The sequence below is a fragment of the Pseudophaeobacter sp. EL27 genome (assembly GCF_900313025.1).
In the GTDB taxonomy this organism is placed as follows: domain Bacteria; phylum Pseudomonadota; class Alphaproteobacteria; order Rhodobacterales; family Rhodobacteraceae; genus Pseudophaeobacter.
In genome coordinates, this window is the sequence record NZ_OMPQ01000009.1 from 840,837 (window position 1) to 855,756 (window position 14,920).

Annotated in this window: 19 protein-coding genes; 11 read left to right on the forward strand and 8 right to left on the reverse strand. The window is 58.3% G+C overall.

Going from position 1 to position 14,920, the window contains the following annotated elements:
- Positions 1 to 14: 14 nt before the first annotated feature.
- Positions 15 to 215 (reverse strand): hypothetical protein, encoded by a 201-nt coding sequence (locus ED661_RS11715; RefSeq protein ID WP_122074047.1) that lies wholly within the window; start codon positions 213 to 215, stop codon positions 15 to 17.
- 110 nt (positions 216 to 325) lie between these two features.
- A complete protein-coding gene (locus tag ED661_RS11720; protein WP_122074131.1) occupies positions 326 to 997 on the reverse strand; it encodes a DUF2161 domain-containing phosphodiesterase in 672 nt (223 codons plus the stop codon).
- Positions 998 to 1,146: 149 nt separating this feature from the next.
- On the opposite strand from ED661_RS11720, the gene ED661_RS11725 reads away from it, so the two are divergent.
- The 4 genes from ED661_RS11725 to ED661_RS11735 all read left to right on the forward strand — a co-directional run bounded on the left by ED661_RS11725 (position 1,147) and on the right by ED661_RS11735 (position 4,285).
- The gene (locus tag ED661_RS11725) at positions 1,147 to 2,136 is read left to right on the forward strand and encodes a TraB/GumN family protein (RefSeq protein WP_122074048.1); all 990 of its coding nucleotides are present in this window, start codon (positions 1,147 to 1,149) and stop codon (positions 2,134 to 2,136) included.
- A 94-nt stretch (positions 2,137 to 2,230) separates the two neighbouring features.
- Entirely contained in the window at positions 2,231 to 2,386 is a 156-nt protein-coding gene (locus ED661_RS22245) for a hypothetical protein (protein WP_254054822.1), read from the forward strand.
- Complete coding sequence (locus tag ED661_RS11730; RefSeq protein ID WP_256385559.1) at positions 2,387 to 3,211, forward strand: TraB/GumN family protein; 825 nt, start codon at positions 2,387 to 2,389, stop codon at positions 3,209 to 3,211.
- A 153-nt stretch (positions 3,212 to 3,364) separates the two neighbouring features.
- The gene (locus tag ED661_RS11735; protein ID WP_122074049.1) at positions 3,365 to 4,285 is read left to right on the forward strand and encodes a manganese-dependent inorganic pyrophosphatase; all 921 of its coding nucleotides are present in this window, start codon (positions 3,365 to 3,367) and stop codon (positions 4,283 to 4,285) included.
- Between the two features lie 89 nt (positions 4,286 to 4,374).
- Here ED661_RS11735 and ED661_RS11740 read toward each other — a convergent pair whose 3' ends face one another.
- On the reverse strand, positions 4,375 to 5,190 hold the full coding sequence (locus tag ED661_RS11740) for a M48 family metallopeptidase (RefSeq protein ID WP_122074050.1): 816 nt from the start codon (positions 5,188 to 5,190) through the stop codon (positions 4,375 to 4,377).
- A gap of 192 nt (positions 5,191 to 5,382) precedes the next feature.
- Here ED661_RS11740 and ED661_RS11745 point away from each other — a divergent pair, with 192 nt between their 5' ends.
- From ED661_RS11745 to ED661_RS11765, 5 genes are all read left to right on the forward strand, one after another.
- Entirely contained in the window at positions 5,383 to 6,258 is an 876-nt protein-coding gene (locus ED661_RS11745; protein ID WP_122074051.1) for a TIGR01459 family HAD-type hydrolase, read from the forward strand.
- Positions 6,259 to 6,495: 237 nt separating this feature from the next.
- Complete coding sequence (locus ED661_RS11750; protein WP_122074132.1) at positions 6,496 to 6,939, forward strand: MaoC family dehydratase; 444 nt, start codon at positions 6,496 to 6,498, stop codon at positions 6,937 to 6,939.
- 97 nt (positions 6,940 to 7,036) lie between these two features.
- On the forward strand, positions 7,037 to 7,996 hold the full coding sequence (locus ED661_RS11755; protein WP_122074052.1) for a bifunctional riboflavin kinase/FAD synthetase: 960 nt from the start codon (positions 7,037 to 7,039) through the stop codon (positions 7,994 to 7,996).
- Entirely contained in the window at positions 7,993 to 8,463 is a 471-nt protein-coding gene (locus ED661_RS11760; protein ID WP_122074053.1) for a YcgN family cysteine cluster protein, read from the forward strand. Before ED661_RS11755 ends, ED661_RS11760 begins: the two co-directional genes overlap by 4 nt.
- Positions 8,463 to 9,512 (forward strand): low specificity L-threonine aldolase, encoded by a 1,050-nt coding sequence (locus ED661_RS11765; protein WP_122074054.1) that lies wholly within the window; start codon positions 8,463 to 8,465, stop codon positions 9,510 to 9,512. Before ED661_RS11760 ends, ED661_RS11765 begins: the two co-directional genes overlap by 1 nt.
- A 95-nt stretch (positions 9,513 to 9,607) precedes the next feature.
- On the opposite strand, the gene ED661_RS11770 is transcribed toward ED661_RS11765, so the two are convergent.
- Positions 9,608 to 10,423 (reverse strand): alpha/beta fold hydrolase, encoded by an 816-nt coding sequence (locus tag ED661_RS11770; protein WP_122074055.1) that lies wholly within the window; start codon positions 10,421 to 10,423, stop codon positions 9,608 to 9,610.
- Between the two features lie 64 nt (positions 10,424 to 10,487).
- On the reverse strand, positions 10,488 to 11,081 hold the full coding sequence (locus ED661_RS11775; protein WP_122074056.1) for a 2-hydroxychromene-2-carboxylate isomerase: 594 nt from the start codon (positions 11,079 to 11,081) through the stop codon (positions 10,488 to 10,490).
- Between the two features lie 107 nt (positions 11,082 to 11,188).
- On the opposite strand from ED661_RS11775, the gene ED661_RS11780 reads away from it, so the two are divergent.
- A complete protein-coding gene (locus ED661_RS11780; protein WP_054459664.1) occupies positions 11,189 to 12,211 on the forward strand; it encodes a ribose-phosphate pyrophosphokinase in 1,023 nt (340 codons plus the stop codon).
- A 76-nt stretch (positions 12,212 to 12,287) separates the two neighbouring features.
- Here ED661_RS11780 and ED661_RS11785 read toward each other — a convergent pair whose 3' ends face one another.
- Positions 12,288 to 13,106 (reverse strand): DUF2189 domain-containing protein, encoded by an 819-nt coding sequence (locus tag ED661_RS11785; RefSeq protein WP_122074057.1) that lies wholly within the window; start codon positions 13,104 to 13,106, stop codon positions 12,288 to 12,290.
- A gap of 267 nt (positions 13,107 to 13,373) precedes the next feature.
- Between ED661_RS11785 and ED661_RS11790 the strand changes: the two genes are divergently transcribed.
- Entirely contained in the window at positions 13,374 to 13,820 is a 447-nt protein-coding gene (locus tag ED661_RS11790) for a hypothetical protein (protein WP_162930117.1), read from the forward strand.
- Between the two features lie 158 nt (positions 13,821 to 13,978).
- Here the strand turns inward: ED661_RS11790 and ED661_RS11795 are convergent, their stop codons facing one another.
- Both ED661_RS11795 and ED661_RS11800 read right to left on the reverse strand, forming a co-directional pair.
- Positions 13,979 to 14,332, reverse strand: a complete 354-nt coding sequence (locus tag ED661_RS11795) for an H-type lectin domain-containing protein (protein WP_122074059.1) — start codon at positions 14,330 to 14,332, stop codon at positions 13,979 to 13,981.
- Between the two features lie 157 nt (positions 14,333 to 14,489).
- Positions 14,490 to 14,903: a F0F1 ATP synthase subunit epsilon gene (locus ED661_RS11800; protein WP_122074060.1), complete on the reverse strand. Its 414-nt coding sequence runs from the start codon at positions 14,901 to 14,903 to the stop codon at positions 14,490 to 14,492.
- Between the last annotated feature and the right edge of the window lie 17 nt (positions 14,904 to 14,920).

Genomic DNA, 14,920 nt, shown 5'->3' on the forward strand with positions numbered 1-14,920 from the left:
GATTTTTATGATGTCTACTGACACTGCTCCGGAGTTACCCCGGTGCCTTCATAAAGCGCACATTCCGCAGCAATCAAATTCGCGCGCGCCGCTTCAATTTCGGCCTGTTCCGCAGGGCTCGGCGTTTTTTGCGACTCCACTGTTGTTGTTTGACAGGCTGACAGCGCAAGAACAAAGCCCAAAGGCAGCAGTACTTTTAGGTTTTTCATTTCCATTTTCTCTTTCAAGGCAATCGTAACGGGCAAGAAACATAAACATTTTCAACGCACAAGCCCTACCCTCAAACCAATCCTCTACAGGTCGGTCCCCCCTGGCCTTGGGAAGGTTACCTCTCCTCCCAACTATAGGCCCAGTGTTTCAGCCCCTCGCTGCCTGCCTCGGTCAGTTGATATATGCCCTTTTCGACCCGTTCAAACCAGCCATAGTGATTGGAGGCCATGAGCGTGGTGGCGCGGCCAACCCCGGTGGCCTTGGCGACCTCTGACCCCTTTGTGGCGCCCGCTTCGGCCAGATGCGCGGCACAGCGCAGCGCATCCTGACGATAGGCGGTAACAATGCCATGGCGGGTGGCGCCCCCGGCATTGGGATCACCCTGCAGCTTTTCAAACTCACGCAGCAGTCTTTGCTGGCGCTTTTTGGATTTGCGCGGCGCATAGGGGCCAGGGTCGCACTGCACCTCGCAACGCCCATCTGGCAGCACAGTAATCAGCCCGAGCGCTAACCTCCGGCACAGGGCCAGGTTTTCCTTAAGCATCCGCTTGGCCTGCCGCCCCTTGGGCCGTGGCACCGCAATATAGACCAGATCCGTGACCGATTGGCGGGCGATAGCCTGATGAAACAGCGACAGTGAAAACCGCAGCTTCAATTCAACAATGACCGGATCCTCATCGCCGCGCCGTGCCATCACATCGGCGGCCCCGATCTCGCCCTTGACCTCATAGCCCTGGGCCTGCAGCAGAGCCTTTACAGGCGGATAGAGTTGATCTTCGCGGTCCATCTGCGATGCTTGGCAGGTTGCAGAGCGCATTTCAAGCGGCGCAGCCCTGTGATCTGACAACCACCTTCACCTCTAGGATGAGTTACCTCCTTGCAATTTAACGGCGCAGCCACCTAGCTTTCTGCAACGAATCTAATGAGAACAACCCCATGATCCGCATCTTTGCTTTTCTATTCGCAGTTCTCGTGAGCGGACATTCTGCCAATGCAGCCTGTCGTGGCACAGATTTGCGCGATCACCTGCCGCCCTCTGAAAAAGCGTGGCTTGCGCAACAGATGGCCGCAACACCCTATTCTGTTGGCAACCACTGGGTTGCACGCAAAGGCAGCCAGACGCTGCATATCATCGGCACCATGCACAATGGCGACAGCCGTATGGCGCGGGTCATGCGCCGTCTTCGCCCCATCATTGCCCAGGCCGATGCGGTGTATTTTGAAGTCACCCGCACCGAGATGGGCAAGGTCAAGGATCAGATCCAGCAAAGACCCGAAGCCTTTTTGCTACCTCCGGGGCGCAGGCTGCAACAGCTGATGTCGCCGCAAGGCTGGGAGCAGTTCGAGCTGTTTGCCGCGATGTCCAACGCCGATATGGAGACCATTCAAAAGATGCAGCCCTGGGCCCTGAGCCTGTTTCTGATCCCTGGTGGCTGCCGCCCCTTTGGATTTGGCCTCAAACGCGGCTTGGATGATCGGATCGAACGCTACGCCGCCCGCAAAGGCATTCCCATTGGTGGGTTGGAAACAGCTGGCACCGGGTTTTCCGCCCTGGCACGTATGCCCCTGCGTGATCAGGTGCGCATGCTTGAAAACGAGGTGGCCTTTGTGCTGTCCGACGCCCCCGAAAACGCAACAGCCGTTGAGGCCTATTTTGACGAAAGCGTCTGGCAAGCCTTCCTTTTGGAACCCCGCCTCGCGGGTCAGTTTATCGACGTTTCAACCAAAGAACTCACCCGGCTGGACCGGGCCTTCTATAGCAACATGTTGGGCTGGCGGAACAAACTCTGGATGAAGACCATCCGGCAGATCAAAGGTGAGCGCGTGGTGATCGCCGTGGGCGCGGCGCATCTGCCCGGCAATGACGGCGTGATGAACCTGTTGAAGCGACAGGGCTACAGCCTGGAGCGCGCCGCCTTTCAATAGGCCTATCGCGCAGCTTCCTAACCACCAACTTGCCCATCCTGCGACATGTGACGGCGACATCAGAGGTCGCATAATTGATTTTTACGGAGAGACCATGCGGCTGATTTTTTCAATTCTTTTTCTGTTGCTGCCCGTCTGGGCGCAAGCCGCCTGCACCGGCACCGACCTGCGCAAGGCTCTGACACCCCAGGACCAAAGCTGGATTGAGGCCAGAATTGCCGACGCCCCCTTTGTCGAGGGCAATCACTGAATCGCCCAGCGCGGAGACCGCAGGATTCATGTGATTGGCACCATGCATTTTAATGATCCACGCATGGAAGCTGTAGCGGCGCGTCTGGAGCCATTGGTCTCAGGTGCCGACCAGCTTCTGCTGGAGATCACCCCCGAGGACGAGAAAGAGCTTCAAACAAAGCTTGGAACTTCACCTGAGCTGACCTTCATCACCGAAGGCCCTTCGCTCATTGATCGACTTCCAGCCGAGGAATGGGCAATGATCTCTACCTTGGCGCAGAAACACGGCCTACCCTCTTGGATGGCAGCCAAGATGCGCCCCTGGTTTTTGGGGCTGTCCATGTCTGCCCCGCCCTGTCTGAAATCCACCGAGGCCAGGGAGCTCGGCCTCGACAAACGCCTGCAAAAGGCCGCCACGGCCGCCGGGATCCCGATGCGGTCTCTGGAGGATCCGATGACCATCATCCAGGCGATGAACGCGGATTCCTTGGAAGAGCAAATTCGCCAGATGCGGCTCACACTCAGTATGGCCGGACAGGGAACGGATGAATTTGTCACCCTGACCCACAGCTATTTCGACGAGCAGGCCTGGCGCGCCCTAGCCCGGATCGAGCGCAGCTTCTACCAAAGCAGTGCCTTTGCACAAAACGAGGCAGAACAGCTCTGGCAGCGTGGGATGGATCTTGTGTTGGTACGCCGCAACAAAGCCTGGATCCCGGTGATCGAGGGCACAGAGGGCGACAATCTGGTGGTGGCCGTTGGCGCCCTGCATCTGCCCGGGGAAACCGGTGTTCTCAACCTGCTGCAACGGCAGGGATATCGCCTGTCCCGCGCGCCCTTTTAGTCACCGGCGTCGGGATTGGCTTGCAAAAGGCCAAACCCACCAAAGCGCAGCACTGCGTAGACTACATTGCCGCATTGCAGCTCTGGTGGGGTGACAAGTGGTTTCTCCCTGCTATAAGGCGCGCAAACTCCCATTTGTTCATAGGATAGCATCATGACCGTCCAAGTTTTTGGCCACAAATCCCCTGACACCGATTCCACCGGCTCCCCAATCATCTGGGCCTGGTACCTGAATGAGATCAAAGGTGTCGCTGCCGAAGCCAAACTGCTGGGCGAACCCAACACCGAAGCGGCCTTCCTGCTGGAGCGCTGGAACCTGGACAAGCCTGAGATCATTGCCGATGTAACCGACGATCAAGCTGTTGTCATCGTTGACACCAACAACCCCGCCGAGCTGCCCGCCAATATCAATGGCGCCGATGTTCAGGCCATCATCGACCACCACAAACTGGTTGGCGGGTTGGAAACCAAAGGCCCTATCGACATCACCATCCGTCCGCTCGCCTGCACTGCCACCATCATGTATGATCTGATCGGTGACGACATGGCCAAGATGCCCGAAGCCATCAAAGGCGCCGCCCTGACCTGCATCCTGTCGGACACGCTTGAGTTCCGCTCCCCCACCACCACCGATCACGACCGTGCCGTTGCAGAAAAGCTGGCCGCAGATCTGGGCATCGACATTGCCGCTTATGCTGCTGAGATGTTTGCAGCCAAATCCGATGTCTCCTCCTTCTCGGATGCTGAACTGCTGCGCATGGATAGCAAGGAATACGCTGTTGAGGGCACCAAGTTCCGCGTCTCGGTTCTGGAAACCACCGCCCCTGCCGTGGTGCTGGACCGCCAGGCCAGCCTGATGGAAACCATGACCACCGTCGCCTCTGAGGACGGCGTTGATCAGGTTCTCTTGTTCGTGGTGGATATCCTCAACGAAGAAGCCACTTTGATGGTGCCCAACGATCTGGTCAAAGCCGTCGCCGAAAAAAGCTTTGGCGTCACTGTCGAGGGCGACGCCGTTGTCCTGCCCGGCATTATGAGCCGCAAAAAGCAGATCATCCCCAACCTCAAGGTCTGAGCCGCAGCGCGCTGAGCTTCCTCAGTAACAGCTTGGAAACAACAAAGGGCGCCCTCGGGCGCCCTCCTTTTTGCTCAATCAGCAGGCGGTCACTCTACCCGCTGCAAGCCGACATTTGCTTCGATTTGATCCGCTGTGGCCAGAACAGTTGCCAGCCGTTTGGCATCCGGCGGATGTGTGCCCCAAAAGGACAGCTTCCCGGCGGTGGTGCGTGCGTCCTCGGGCTTGGCAAAGTATTTGGCGCCTTCCACCGCATCATAGCCAGCGGCATCGGCAATACGGGTGCCCAATGTGTCGCTTTCCAGCTCAAAGCTCTGGGAATAGGCATAGGTGCCGACGGCAGCACCGATCCCGACCCCAGCTTCCACAATCCCACTGTCAAAAACACCGGAATCAGCGGTCACTGCCCCAGCAATCACCCCAACGATAAGCGCGCCAGCAATGGCCTGTTGCTTTTGTTTTTCCGTGTGTTTGCCAATCAGATGGCCATACTCATGTCCCAAGACAAAGGCTAGCTCATCGTCGCTTCTGGTGTCTTTGACCAGAGGCAAGGAGACCCGGATGATTGGCTGCCCTTCGCGATAAGTGAAATAGGCGTTGCGGTCTTCCATCTGGCGATCAATGGCAATGTCGACCGCGCAGTTGCTGCCCGCTGTGTCCTTGGTCAGGGTTTCACAATAGCTGCGCCCAACCGGTTCTATCCGTGCTGCCACACGCCGAAACCGTCGTTCGGCGGCCGCGTTCGACAGGTTTGCCCTGGCCGGTTCTGCTGCAGCTTGTGCAAAGATCTGCGACGCCTGAGCCGTCTGATCTGGGCTAATCTCGGGCAACTGGTAGGTGGTACCACAGGCGGTCAAGCCAAAACACAGCCCCAGAGTGGCGATCTTTAAAGTCATGTTTTTCATCAATTTACCTCTTGAGAATCTCGGAATTGATGACCCGTTCACGGTACAGCGTCAAGTTTTTCCCTGCGGCAGTCCACAACCCTAGATCGGCATTTGGGCCTTGCCGCCACAGCTCAGCAAGAGAGACTGGTCAAATCCCCCTCAGTTTGGCATAGCAGCAGGTAACTCGCTTCCCGTCTCAAAGGTCAGCCCATGTCCCAGATCATCCAATCCCTGTCCGAGGTCTCCGACCGGTATCGCGCGCTGTTTGTCGATCTGTGGGGCTGCGTCCACAACGGGATCACCGCCTACCCCGAGGCCGTTGCTGCGCTACAGGCCTACCGCCAGCGCGGTGGCATCGTGGTGCTGGTCACCAACTCGCCAAAGCCACGCGCTGGCGTCGCCGCTCAACTGGCACAGTTTGGGGTGCCCGATGACGCCTATGACACCATCGCCACCTCGGGCGATTCTGCGCGCTCGGCCATGTTTACCGGCGCCGTCGGCAACAAGGTCTATTTTATGGGCGAATGGCAACGCGATGCCGACTTCTTTGAGCCGCTTCACGTCATTCACAACCCGGTTGAAATCACCCGTGTTCCCCTGGCCGAGGCCGAGGGCATCGTCTGCTGCGGTCCCTTTGACACCATGGCCGACCCCGATGTGAACCGGGCGGATTTCCTGTACGCCAAGCAAAAGGGCATGAAACTGCTCTGTGCCAATCCCGATATCATCGTGGATCGTGGCGAAAAACGGGAATGGTGCGCCGGTGCCCTGGCGCGTCTTTACACCGAAATGGGCGGCGAGAGCCTTTACTTTGGCAAACCGCACCCGCCGATCTACGATCTGGCCCGCCGCCGCCTGGCCGAATTGGGGACCGACATCGCCGATGGCGATATTCTGGCAATCGGCGATGGCCCTCATACCGATATCGCCGGCGCCATGGGAGAGAGCATCGATTCCCTCTTCATCACCGGTGGACTGGCAGCCAGTGAGACAAAAACATCGGTCCAGCCAGACGCAGAGGCGCTTGCCGCATACCTTGCCCAAGAAGGTTCGGCCCCAACCTATAGCATCGGCTTCCTGCGCTAGGGTGAAAACACGACTAATTTCAATATATTAAAAGAACTCTCAACACCGGCACCAGATCTACCTGTGCCGGTGTTTTTGTGCCCAAGGCCAGGGAGTGCGTGAATTTCAATCTCAGAATTCTCTTTAGAAATCTCTTGATTTTCTGCACCTGCAAAGTAATAAAGTTGCCAGAACTCGAACGTCAGCGCTCGAAAATTTCTTGCCAGCCTCGAAAGGGGAGATCTCATGGAGGATCAAATGTTGGACAACATGCCACGCGGAACCATCTGCATCGAAGACATCGAAATGGGTATGACGCGCTATGTCCGCAAGGTGATCACCGATGAGGATATCGAGATGTTCAGCCAGGTCTCCACCGACCGCAACCCGGTGCATCTGGATGACGATTACGCCCAGGATACCATTTTTCAGGGCCGCATCGCCCATGGCATGCTGACCGCTGGCCTGATCTCTGCCGTTATTGGCGAGCAGCTGCCCGGTCACGGCACCATCTACATGAGCCAGTCGCTGCGCTTCCTCGCGCCCGTGCGCCCAGGCGATCTGGTTCTGGCCGAGGTCGAGGTGACGGATATCGTCATCGACAAACGCCGGGTGAAACTGGATTGCCGCTGCATGGTCGACGGTAAAAAAGTCCTGGTCGGCGAAGCCATGGTCATGGCTCCCTCGCGCAAGTTCGACTAGCGCCGCGCCCTGTGCAGCAGGCGACCAAAATCCCCTGCTGCAAAGTTCCGTAACGCCGAGACTTGCAAGCCCCAGTGCGGAGCGCTAGGCAGAGCCCATGCGCATCATCCGAGACTATCAATTTGTAGAAGAGCAAGACCGTGGCGCCAGCGTCGCGATCGGCAATTTTGACGGCGTCCACCGGGGCCATCAATCCGTCATTGACCTGGCCCGTGCCGCCGCACCCGATGCGCCGCTCGGGGTGATGACCTTTGAGCCGCACCCGCGCGCCTTCTTTGCCCCTGACGCCCCCCCTTTTCGCCTGATGTCACCCGAGGCCCGCGCCTCTCGATTGGAAAAGCTGGGGGTTGAACGGCTCTATCAGCTGAACTTCAACGCTGCCCTCTCGGGCCTGCCCCCCGAAGAATTTGCTCGCAAAGTCATATCAGAGGGTCTCGGACTGACTCATGTAGTGGTTGGCGCCGACTTCTGCTTTGGCAAGGGGCGCAGCGGCACAGCTGAGGATCTCCAACGTTTTGGCGCAGAGATGGGCTTTGGCGTCACCATTGCGCCCCTGATGGAACATTCCGACGATACGGTTTCCTCCACGGCGATCCGCACAGCGCTCAGCGAGGGGCGCCCCCGTGATGCCGCCGCCATGCTCAGCCATTGGCACCGGATAGAAGGCGAGGTCATCGGCGGCGAGCAACGCGGCCGTGATCTGGGCTTTCCCACCGCCAATATGTCCATCGACGGGCTGCACCCACCGGCCTTTGGGGTCTATGCGGTGCTGGTGGACGTGCTGGATGGACCGCATCAAGGCAGCTATCAGGGCGCGGCCTCCGTTGGTGTGCGGCCAATGTTTGACGGCTCTCACCCCAATATCGAGACCTTCCTGTTCGACTTTACCGGCAATCTCTATGGCGCCACCCTGTCCGTCGCGCTGGTGGACTATCTGCGCCCCGAGATGAAATTCGACGGGCTGGAGGCGCTCATCGCCCAGATGGATGCCGATTGCGCCCGTGCCCGCGAGATCCTGGATGCCGAAGCACAAGCGGCAGAACGGACCCGGACATGAGCGACGGCATCGACCGCAAGGGCCTGTCCGCTCGGTTCTGGGAAAAGAAACCCCTCGACAAGCTCAACCAACAGGAATGGGAAGCGCTCTGTGACGGCTGCGGCAAATGTTGCCTCAACAAACTCGAGGACGAGGACAGCGGCGAAGTCGCCCTGACCCGCGTGGCCTGCCGCCTGCTGGACGACCAGACCTGCCACTGCGCCCACTATGAAAACCGCCACCAGTTCATCCCCGAATGCATCGTGCTCAAGCCCGATAATCTGGACAGCCACGCCTATTGGATGCCGCAAACCTGCGCCTATCGGCTGCTTTGGGAGGGTAAACCGCTTCCCCAGTGGCATCCCCTGCTGACTGGCGATCCCAACAGCCCCCATACCGCCGGCGTCACCGTGCGTGGCTGGACGGTTTCCGAATTCGACACCCCCGAAGAAGACTGGGAAGACCATATCATCGAGGAGCCTATCTGATGTTTTTTGCCTCTGACAATTCCGGCCCGGTGCCGCCCCAGGTTCTGGCCGCCCTGACAGAGGCCAATACAGGCTACGCCATGGGCTATGGGGCTGATGCCGAAATGGTCGAAGTGACAAAACGCGTCCGCGAGATTTTCGAGGCCCCCGAGGCCGCCGTCCATCTGGTGGCCACGGGGACAGCCGCCAATGTGCTGGCACTTGCAACCCTGTGCCAGCCCTTTGAGACCATCTTCTGCACCCCCACGGCCCATATCCACGAAGATGAGTGTAACGCGCCCGAATTCTACACCGGCGGCGCCAAGCTCACCCTGGTGCCTGGCCTCCCCGGTTTTGATGACAAGATGACCGCTGCCAACCTTCGCGCCACCATCGCGAAGGAAGAGACGCGCGGCGTCCATGGCCCCCAGCGCGGGCCGGTCTCGATCACCCAGGTCACCGAACGCGGCACCATCTACAGCCTGGCCGAACTGCAGGAACTCACCACCGTGGCCAAGGAATTTAACCTGCCCGTCCACATGGATGGGGCCCGCTTTGCCAATGCCCTGGTGGCGCTGGAGTGCAGCCCGGCAGAAATGACCTGGAAAAGCGGCATTGATGCTCTCTCCTTTGGCGGCACCAAGAACGGCCTGATGGGGGTTGAAGCGGTGATCTTCTTTGACCCCAAGAAAGCCTGGGAGTTTGAGCTGCGCCGCAAGCGCGGCGGCCATCTCTTCTCCAAGCACCGCTATCTTTCGGCCCAGATGCTGGCCTATCTCACCGATGATCTGTGGCGCGACAACGCCCGAAAGGCCAATGAAAACTGCGCCTATCTCGCTGAAGGCCTGCGCCGCGCCGATGCCCCCTTCCTGCATGAGCCCCAGGCAAATATGATCTTTGCCGCCCTGCCCCGCGCCACTCACCAGCGCCTGTTTGAGGCGGGTGCCGCCTACCACCTCTGGGACGGTCCGTTAGATGGCGACCCCAATGAGAAAATCGCCGCGCGTTTTGTCTGTGACTGGGCAATAAGTCGCGACCAGATGGATCACTTCCTGGCTCTGATTGCCTAAACCGCCGAGCCCCTCTGCACCTCTCCCCCGGCTTTCACCTTTCCCAAAATATTCCGGGGGACTGGGCCCGATAGGGCGCAGGGGGGCAGCGCCCCCTATTGCTTTCCACGCCAGAACTGGTCCAGAATTTCTGCGGTCACCCCAGCATGGGTAATCGGCAACATATGTCCTGCCTCCGGCACCACCTGCGTGATCGCCTGCGGCATTCTTCGCGCCAACCCTTCGTTGATCAGCGGCATGACCGACTGGCTGCTTCCTCCACTCAGTAACAAAACAGGCATAGCCACCGGATCCAGCGCGCCGGGCAACAACAGGCCTTTGTCATCCAGATAGAGCGCCTCAAAACTCTCCGGCACAGCCTTCATGCCGCGCACCATGGTGGCCCGTGCCTGCTCCGGCATATCCGCCCATTTTGGCTTGCCTGTGCCCCACATGCGATTGAACAACCGGGTGGCCTGTTCAACATCTCCTGCCCTCAACAGATCATTAAAAGGCGCTTCTTTTGCTTCCAGTGCCGCCTGTAGCTCCGGCGCCTCCAAACGCGTGACCGCAAACAAAACCGGCTCTATCAGCACCAAACTCCTGATCTTGTCGGGGCGGGCCTGGGCCATACGCAGCGCCACAGTGGCACCAAAAGAATGGCCAATCAGATCAACCTGTCCCGACTCCCTGTCCAACAGCGCCAACCCAGCCTCGACATTGGCGGTCTGGAAATCTCCCACCCCGTCCCAATCCGGGCTGCGCCCATGGGAAAACATGTCAAAGGCGGTGAGGGTCACCTCATCCTTCAGGACATCACCAAGGCCACGCCAGGCACCGGAATGGGCCAGTGAGCAATGTACCGCCAGAACCCGGCGTGGCCCCGCTCCAAATGTACGGGAATAAATGTCACCCAAACTGCCGTCCTTCATCAATTGCTCTCCTACTTCCCCAGGCCGATCTACTGGCCTGGGCTGACGAATTAGAGGGGCTGGCTCACCCCGCCAGATGTCGTTCCAGGTCTTCGATCCGATCCTGCCCCCAGAACCGCGCCCCATCCTCGGTCACATAAAAAGGCGCACCAAAAACACCGGCCTTGACCGCATCCTCGAGGTTTTGCGCATATCTCTCCGCGCCGGCCAAGAGCCCGCTATCCGCCAGTGCCGGGTCAAAGCCGGCGCTCTGCAGACAGGACTTGATCACATCGTCCTGAGCGATATCGCGTTCCTCAGCCCAGACAGCACGCATCAGCCCATGCACCAAAGCGCCCATATCTCCACCGTCAGCCGATTGCGCCGCGATGATGGCATAAGACGAGGGCGCGGCATTGGTTGGCCAATGCGCCGGTTTCAGATTGATCGCCAGCCCATTGTTTTTCGCCTGCCGCTCCAGTTCGATCAACCTGTACTCCTGCCGCGAGACGTGACGTTCCTTGGGCGGGGTGCCTCCGGTGCGCCCAAACAGCGCCATGATATCCATCGGCTTGTAATTGATCTGGGCATTCTGTCGCGCCGCGACCTGCTCCAACCGTGTTCCGGCCAAGTATGCATAGGGCGACAGGGTCGAGAAGTAGAAATCTATGGTGGCCATTTTTGGTTTTCTCCCGCTTAGAACTAGGCTGAAAGCTACGCACATGTTAAGCGGTGAGCAAGATCACGAATCTGTCACATAGCCATTGCTGCCGGGGATATCAGCCAATGCCGACTTTGAACGAACCCAAGCTCATCGCTGGGAACGCAAACCTCCCACTCGCCAACTCCATTGCCCGCCGTATGAGCATGCACCGTGGTGTCGACCAAGGTCTGGTTGATGCGCGCGTTGAACGCTTCAACGACGGCGAGATCTTCGTTGAGGTCTACGAGAACGTGCGCGGCGAGGATATGTTTATCATTCAGCCGACCTCCAATCCGGCCAATGACAACCTGATGGAGCTGCTGATCATCTCAGATGCGCTGCGTCGCTCCTCTGCCCAGCGGATCACTGCAGTGATCCCCTATTTCGGCTACGCCCGCCAGGACCGCCGCACCAAGGCGCGCACGCCGATCTCATCCAAACTGGTCGCCAATATGCTGACTGGTGCAGGAATCGAACGCGTGTTGACCATGGATCTGCATGCCGCGCAGATCCAGGGCTTCTTTGATATTCCGGTGGACAACCTCTATGCCTCGCCGATCTTTGCACTGGATGTGAAAAACCAGTTCAAGGGCCAGATGGATGAGCTGATGGTGGTCTCCCCCGATGTGGGCGGTGTTGCCCGCGCCCGGGAACTGGCCAAACGCATCAACGCACCGCTGTCGATCGTCGACAAGCGCCGTGAAAAAGCCGGTGAAGTGGCTGAGATGACCGTCATCGGCAATGTTCAGGACAAGATCTGCCTGATCATCGACGATATGTGCGACACCGCCGGCACCCTGTGCAAGGCGGCGCAGGTGCTGCTGGACAATGGCGCCAAAGAGGTCCACGCCTATATCACCCACGGCGTGATGAGCGGCCCTGCGGTCGAGCGTGTGTCGAACTCGGTGATGAAGTCGCTGGTGCTGACAGATTCCATTCAGCCCACCGAAGAGATCCTCAACACACCCAATATCCGTGTTCTGCCAACAGCACCGCTGTTCACCCAGGCGATCCTGAATATCTGGCACGGCACCTCTGTCTCCTCGCTGTTTGAGGACAAGACCTTGGTGCCAATCTACGAGTCGCTCTACTCAAACGGCGTCTGAGCTGGTCTCACGCCTATCACAAAGGCCCCGCGCAGAATTCTGCCGGGGCCTTTTTCTGTGCGCGGCAGATGTGATGTTATGCCTGCGAAGACGCGACAGCGCGCTGGTAGAGATGCCATGTGGTATGGCCAAGCACCGGCAGGGTAAAGATCAACCCCAAAAACCACGGGATTAGCGACAGGATCATGGTGATTGAGATAATCCCCCCCCAGCCGAGCATGACGGCGGGGTTCTGCGCCACCACCCGGACCGAGGTCAGCATGGCAGTGACAAAATCAACCTCCCGGTCCAGCAACATCGGCATAGAGACAACCGTCACCGAAAACAAAACGGTCGACAAAAAGGCCCCGGCACAGGTGCCAATGGCGAGGAAGGTCCAGCCCTCGGGGGTGAAAAACACGGTCTGCAAGAACCCATCCAGATCCGAAAAAGAGGCATCCTGCAGGATCACCGCCAACCAGAGCCGCACCTGATACATCCAGACCCAGAAGACAAAGAGCGTGACAAAGGCCATCCAACCCATCTCTCGTTTGCGCTGAGCCGCCATGACCATCAGGATCTCGCCCCAGCCAAACACCTCGCCCCTTTGGCGTCGCCGCGACATCTCATAGAGCCCGGCAGCGGCAAAAGGCGCCACCAGCGGAAAGCCCACCATGGCCGGAATGATCATCCAGATCTTGCCCAGCCAGATCAGGCACCAGACAAAGAGAATGCCAAAGACCGCATAGAACAGCCCAAAGAAACTGCTCATCACCGGATAGGCGAAATAGTCCGAGAGCCCAGCCCTAAGCGAGGCCGTGATATCACCCGGCTTCAAGGTCTGAACCTGCGGCTGCGGTCGACGCTGGGAGTTTGAGCCTTTAGATGGCGTGGGTTTGGTGGTCTCTAAGGTCATGACAGCCCCCTCCCAAAGCGAAACACCACGCGGGCCTCGTGCAAGACCCAGCGGCAAAACACGCGCACTTCCTGTGTCACTCAGCTTGCAACAGCTTAGGCATCCGAACAAGTGGTGAGAATTTGGTCCCACGACGTGAATTGGCGAAGCGTTTCCGGAATCGTGTACCTAAGGCCAGCTTTCACCTCAAAGTCAGGATTGAGCCAATTCCAACGCTTTGAAACCTCTCCCTTGCACACATTCGCAATTGGTGAGAAGAAGAAGAACATGATCAATCGCAAGCAAATGTTCGAACCCATTATCGTTGCCTATCCTAACTTCTATGGTAAGTGGCAAGAATTTTTAGATAATTGGGCTGGCGATCTCGACGGGCTTCCTTACTACCTACTTATCTCCGATTTGGTTTGTGAGTGTTCGGAATTATTGTCATCTGGCCGAACTGAGGAATTGGGCAAGATTTTCGAAGTTGTTGAAAGGTGGCTGATGGAGGGGGAGCCCTATGTAAAGGAGGCGGCGATCGTCGGCTTTATTGAAGACCTCCAAAACGAAAACTTGCATACTGGGACCGAACCGAAAGACTTCGCTCAATATCTGCAATCAGAAACCGCATTCTGGTGGGGAAAGGTGGAGGACTTTTGGCAGCATGGCACTGTTTTAGTTGATGACCGCCATCAACAAAGAAAAGGCGTCAATATCCGCTCCGTCCCGGATTGAGAGCCTTCAGGGAGTGACACAACAAGCCTGCGTAAGTTGCCAAAGCTCTGCTTTGGCAGCGCCCGAACCGCCCCCACGGGGCGGGCGCTTCGCTTCCCCCCTCGGTTCGGACGCGGTGGCGGTGAAACAGAGCTCTAACGTGTCAAACCCCGAGGGGTTCAATCCACATCGTCCCAATCGTCGTCAAAGGGCAGCTCTCCAATCGCAATCCAAGCAGCGCGCAGGCGGGCGATGCGGCTGTCGCCCCAGGTGCGGAACACCACTTCAAAATCCGTTGTGGTGATATTCTCCGCCACCAGCTCGGCGCGGATAGCGGCATTGGTATCCATATCCCAGAGCGATATCGAGACCTGCACGGCTGGTGGGCGACGGTAGGTCTCTTTAAAACGCACCAGTTTGCGGCGCTCCCGGGCGCCCTCCCCGGTCCACATGCTGCCACCACTGTCGAACTCGGAAAACAACACCAGGTCGCCCTGGTCAATTCCGGTGCGTGGATTGCGAAGTCTTTGCATGTCTTACCGTTCCAATTTCAATCTATCCGCAGGCAAAACCGCAGTCCGACCATTAAAGACCAAATAATTCTAAGATTCAAAAAACAAAACCGGCCCATCACGATGACGGGCCGGTTTCTAAGTCTGGTGAACACACTGAGCGTGATCCTACGGGCCGTTACAGGCTCATATGGGTGCCCAGGGCCTCCATGTCCGACAGGAGCTTTGCGGCCTCTTCCACGATGTCGTGGGGCTGCTCCGCTTCCTGCGCGGTTTTGTACATGTTACGAGCCTCTTCGATCAGCTCGTCCAGATGGGCGCGGGTCATCTCATCCATTGGGATTGCCTTTTCAGCGAGGACCGAAAGGGCCTCAGCGCTGATTTCGGCAAAACCGCCAGTGACCACGAACTCCGAGTTGCCTTGCGAGCTTTCAACCCGCAGGACACCCGGACGCAGGGTGGTGATGGTGGGTGCATGCATCGGCATCGCCGTCATGTCACCCTCCGCGCCAGGGATCTGCACCGCGTTCACCTGGAGCGAAGCAAGGCTACGCTCCGGGCTTACGAGGTCAAATTGCATGGTATCAGCCATCAGGGCCCTCCTTAGGC

Excerpts from the sequence above, each read along its gene's own strand:
- ED661_RS11715 (WP_122074047.1), bottom strand. The coding sequence starts at position 215 with ATGGAAATGAAAAACCTAAAAGTACTGCTGCCTTTGGGCTTTGTTCTT.
- ED661_RS11720 (WP_122074131.1), bottom strand. The coding sequence starts at position 997 with ATGGACCGCGAAGATCAACTCTATCCGCCTGTAAAGGCTCTGCTGCAG.
- ED661_RS11725 (WP_122074048.1), top strand. The coding sequence starts at position 1,147 with ATGATCCGCATCTTTGCTTTTCTATTCGCAGTTCTCGTGAGCGGACAT.
- ED661_RS22245 (WP_254054822.1), top strand. The coding sequence starts at position 2,231 with ATGCGGCTGATTTTTTCAATTCTTTTTCTGTTGCTGCCCGTCTGGGCG.
- ED661_RS11735 (WP_122074049.1), top strand. The coding sequence starts at position 3,365 with ATGACCGTCCAAGTTTTTGGCCACAAATCCCCTGACACCGATTCCACC.
- ED661_RS11740 (WP_122074050.1), bottom strand. The coding sequence starts at position 5,190 with ATGAAAAACATGACTTTAAAGATCGCCACTCTGGGGCTGTGTTTTGGC.
- ED661_RS11745 (WP_122074051.1), top strand. The coding sequence starts at position 5,383 with ATGTCCCAGATCATCCAATCCCTGTCCGAGGTCTCCGACCGGTATCGC.
- ED661_RS11750 (WP_122074132.1), top strand. The coding sequence starts at position 6,496 with ATGTTGGACAACATGCCACGCGGAACCATCTGCATCGAAGACATCGAA.
- ED661_RS11755 (WP_122074052.1), top strand. The coding sequence starts at position 7,037 with ATGCGCATCATCCGAGACTATCAATTTGTAGAAGAGCAAGACCGTGGC.
- ED661_RS11760 (WP_122074053.1), top strand. The coding sequence starts at position 7,993 with ATGAGCGACGGCATCGACCGCAAGGGCCTGTCCGCTCGGTTCTGGGAA.
- ED661_RS11765 (WP_122074054.1), top strand. The coding sequence starts at position 8,463 with ATGTTTTTTGCCTCTGACAATTCCGGCCCGGTGCCGCCCCAGGTTCTG.
- ED661_RS11770 (WP_122074055.1), bottom strand. The coding sequence starts at position 10,423 with ATGAAGGACGGCAGTTTGGGTGACATTTATTCCCGTACATTTGGAGCG.
- ED661_RS11775 (WP_122074056.1), bottom strand. The coding sequence starts at position 11,081 with ATGGCCACCATAGATTTCTACTTCTCGACCCTGTCGCCCTATGCATAC.
- ED661_RS11780 (WP_054459664.1), top strand. The coding sequence starts at position 11,189 with ATGCCGACTTTGAACGAACCCAAGCTCATCGCTGGGAACGCAAACCTC.
- ED661_RS11785 (WP_122074057.1), bottom strand. The coding sequence starts at position 13,106 with ATGACCTTAGAGACCACCAAACCCACGCCATCTAAAGGCTCAAACTCC.
- ED661_RS11790 (WP_162930117.1), top strand. The coding sequence starts at position 13,374 with ATGATCAATCGCAAGCAAATGTTCGAACCCATTATCGTTGCCTATCCT.
- ED661_RS11795 (WP_122074059.1), bottom strand. The coding sequence starts at position 14,332 with ATGCAAAGACTTCGCAATCCACGCACCGGAATTGACCAGGGCGACCTG.
- ED661_RS11800 (WP_122074060.1), bottom strand. The coding sequence starts at position 14,903 with ATGGCTGATACCATGCAATTTGACCTCGTAAGCCCGGAGCGTAGCCTT.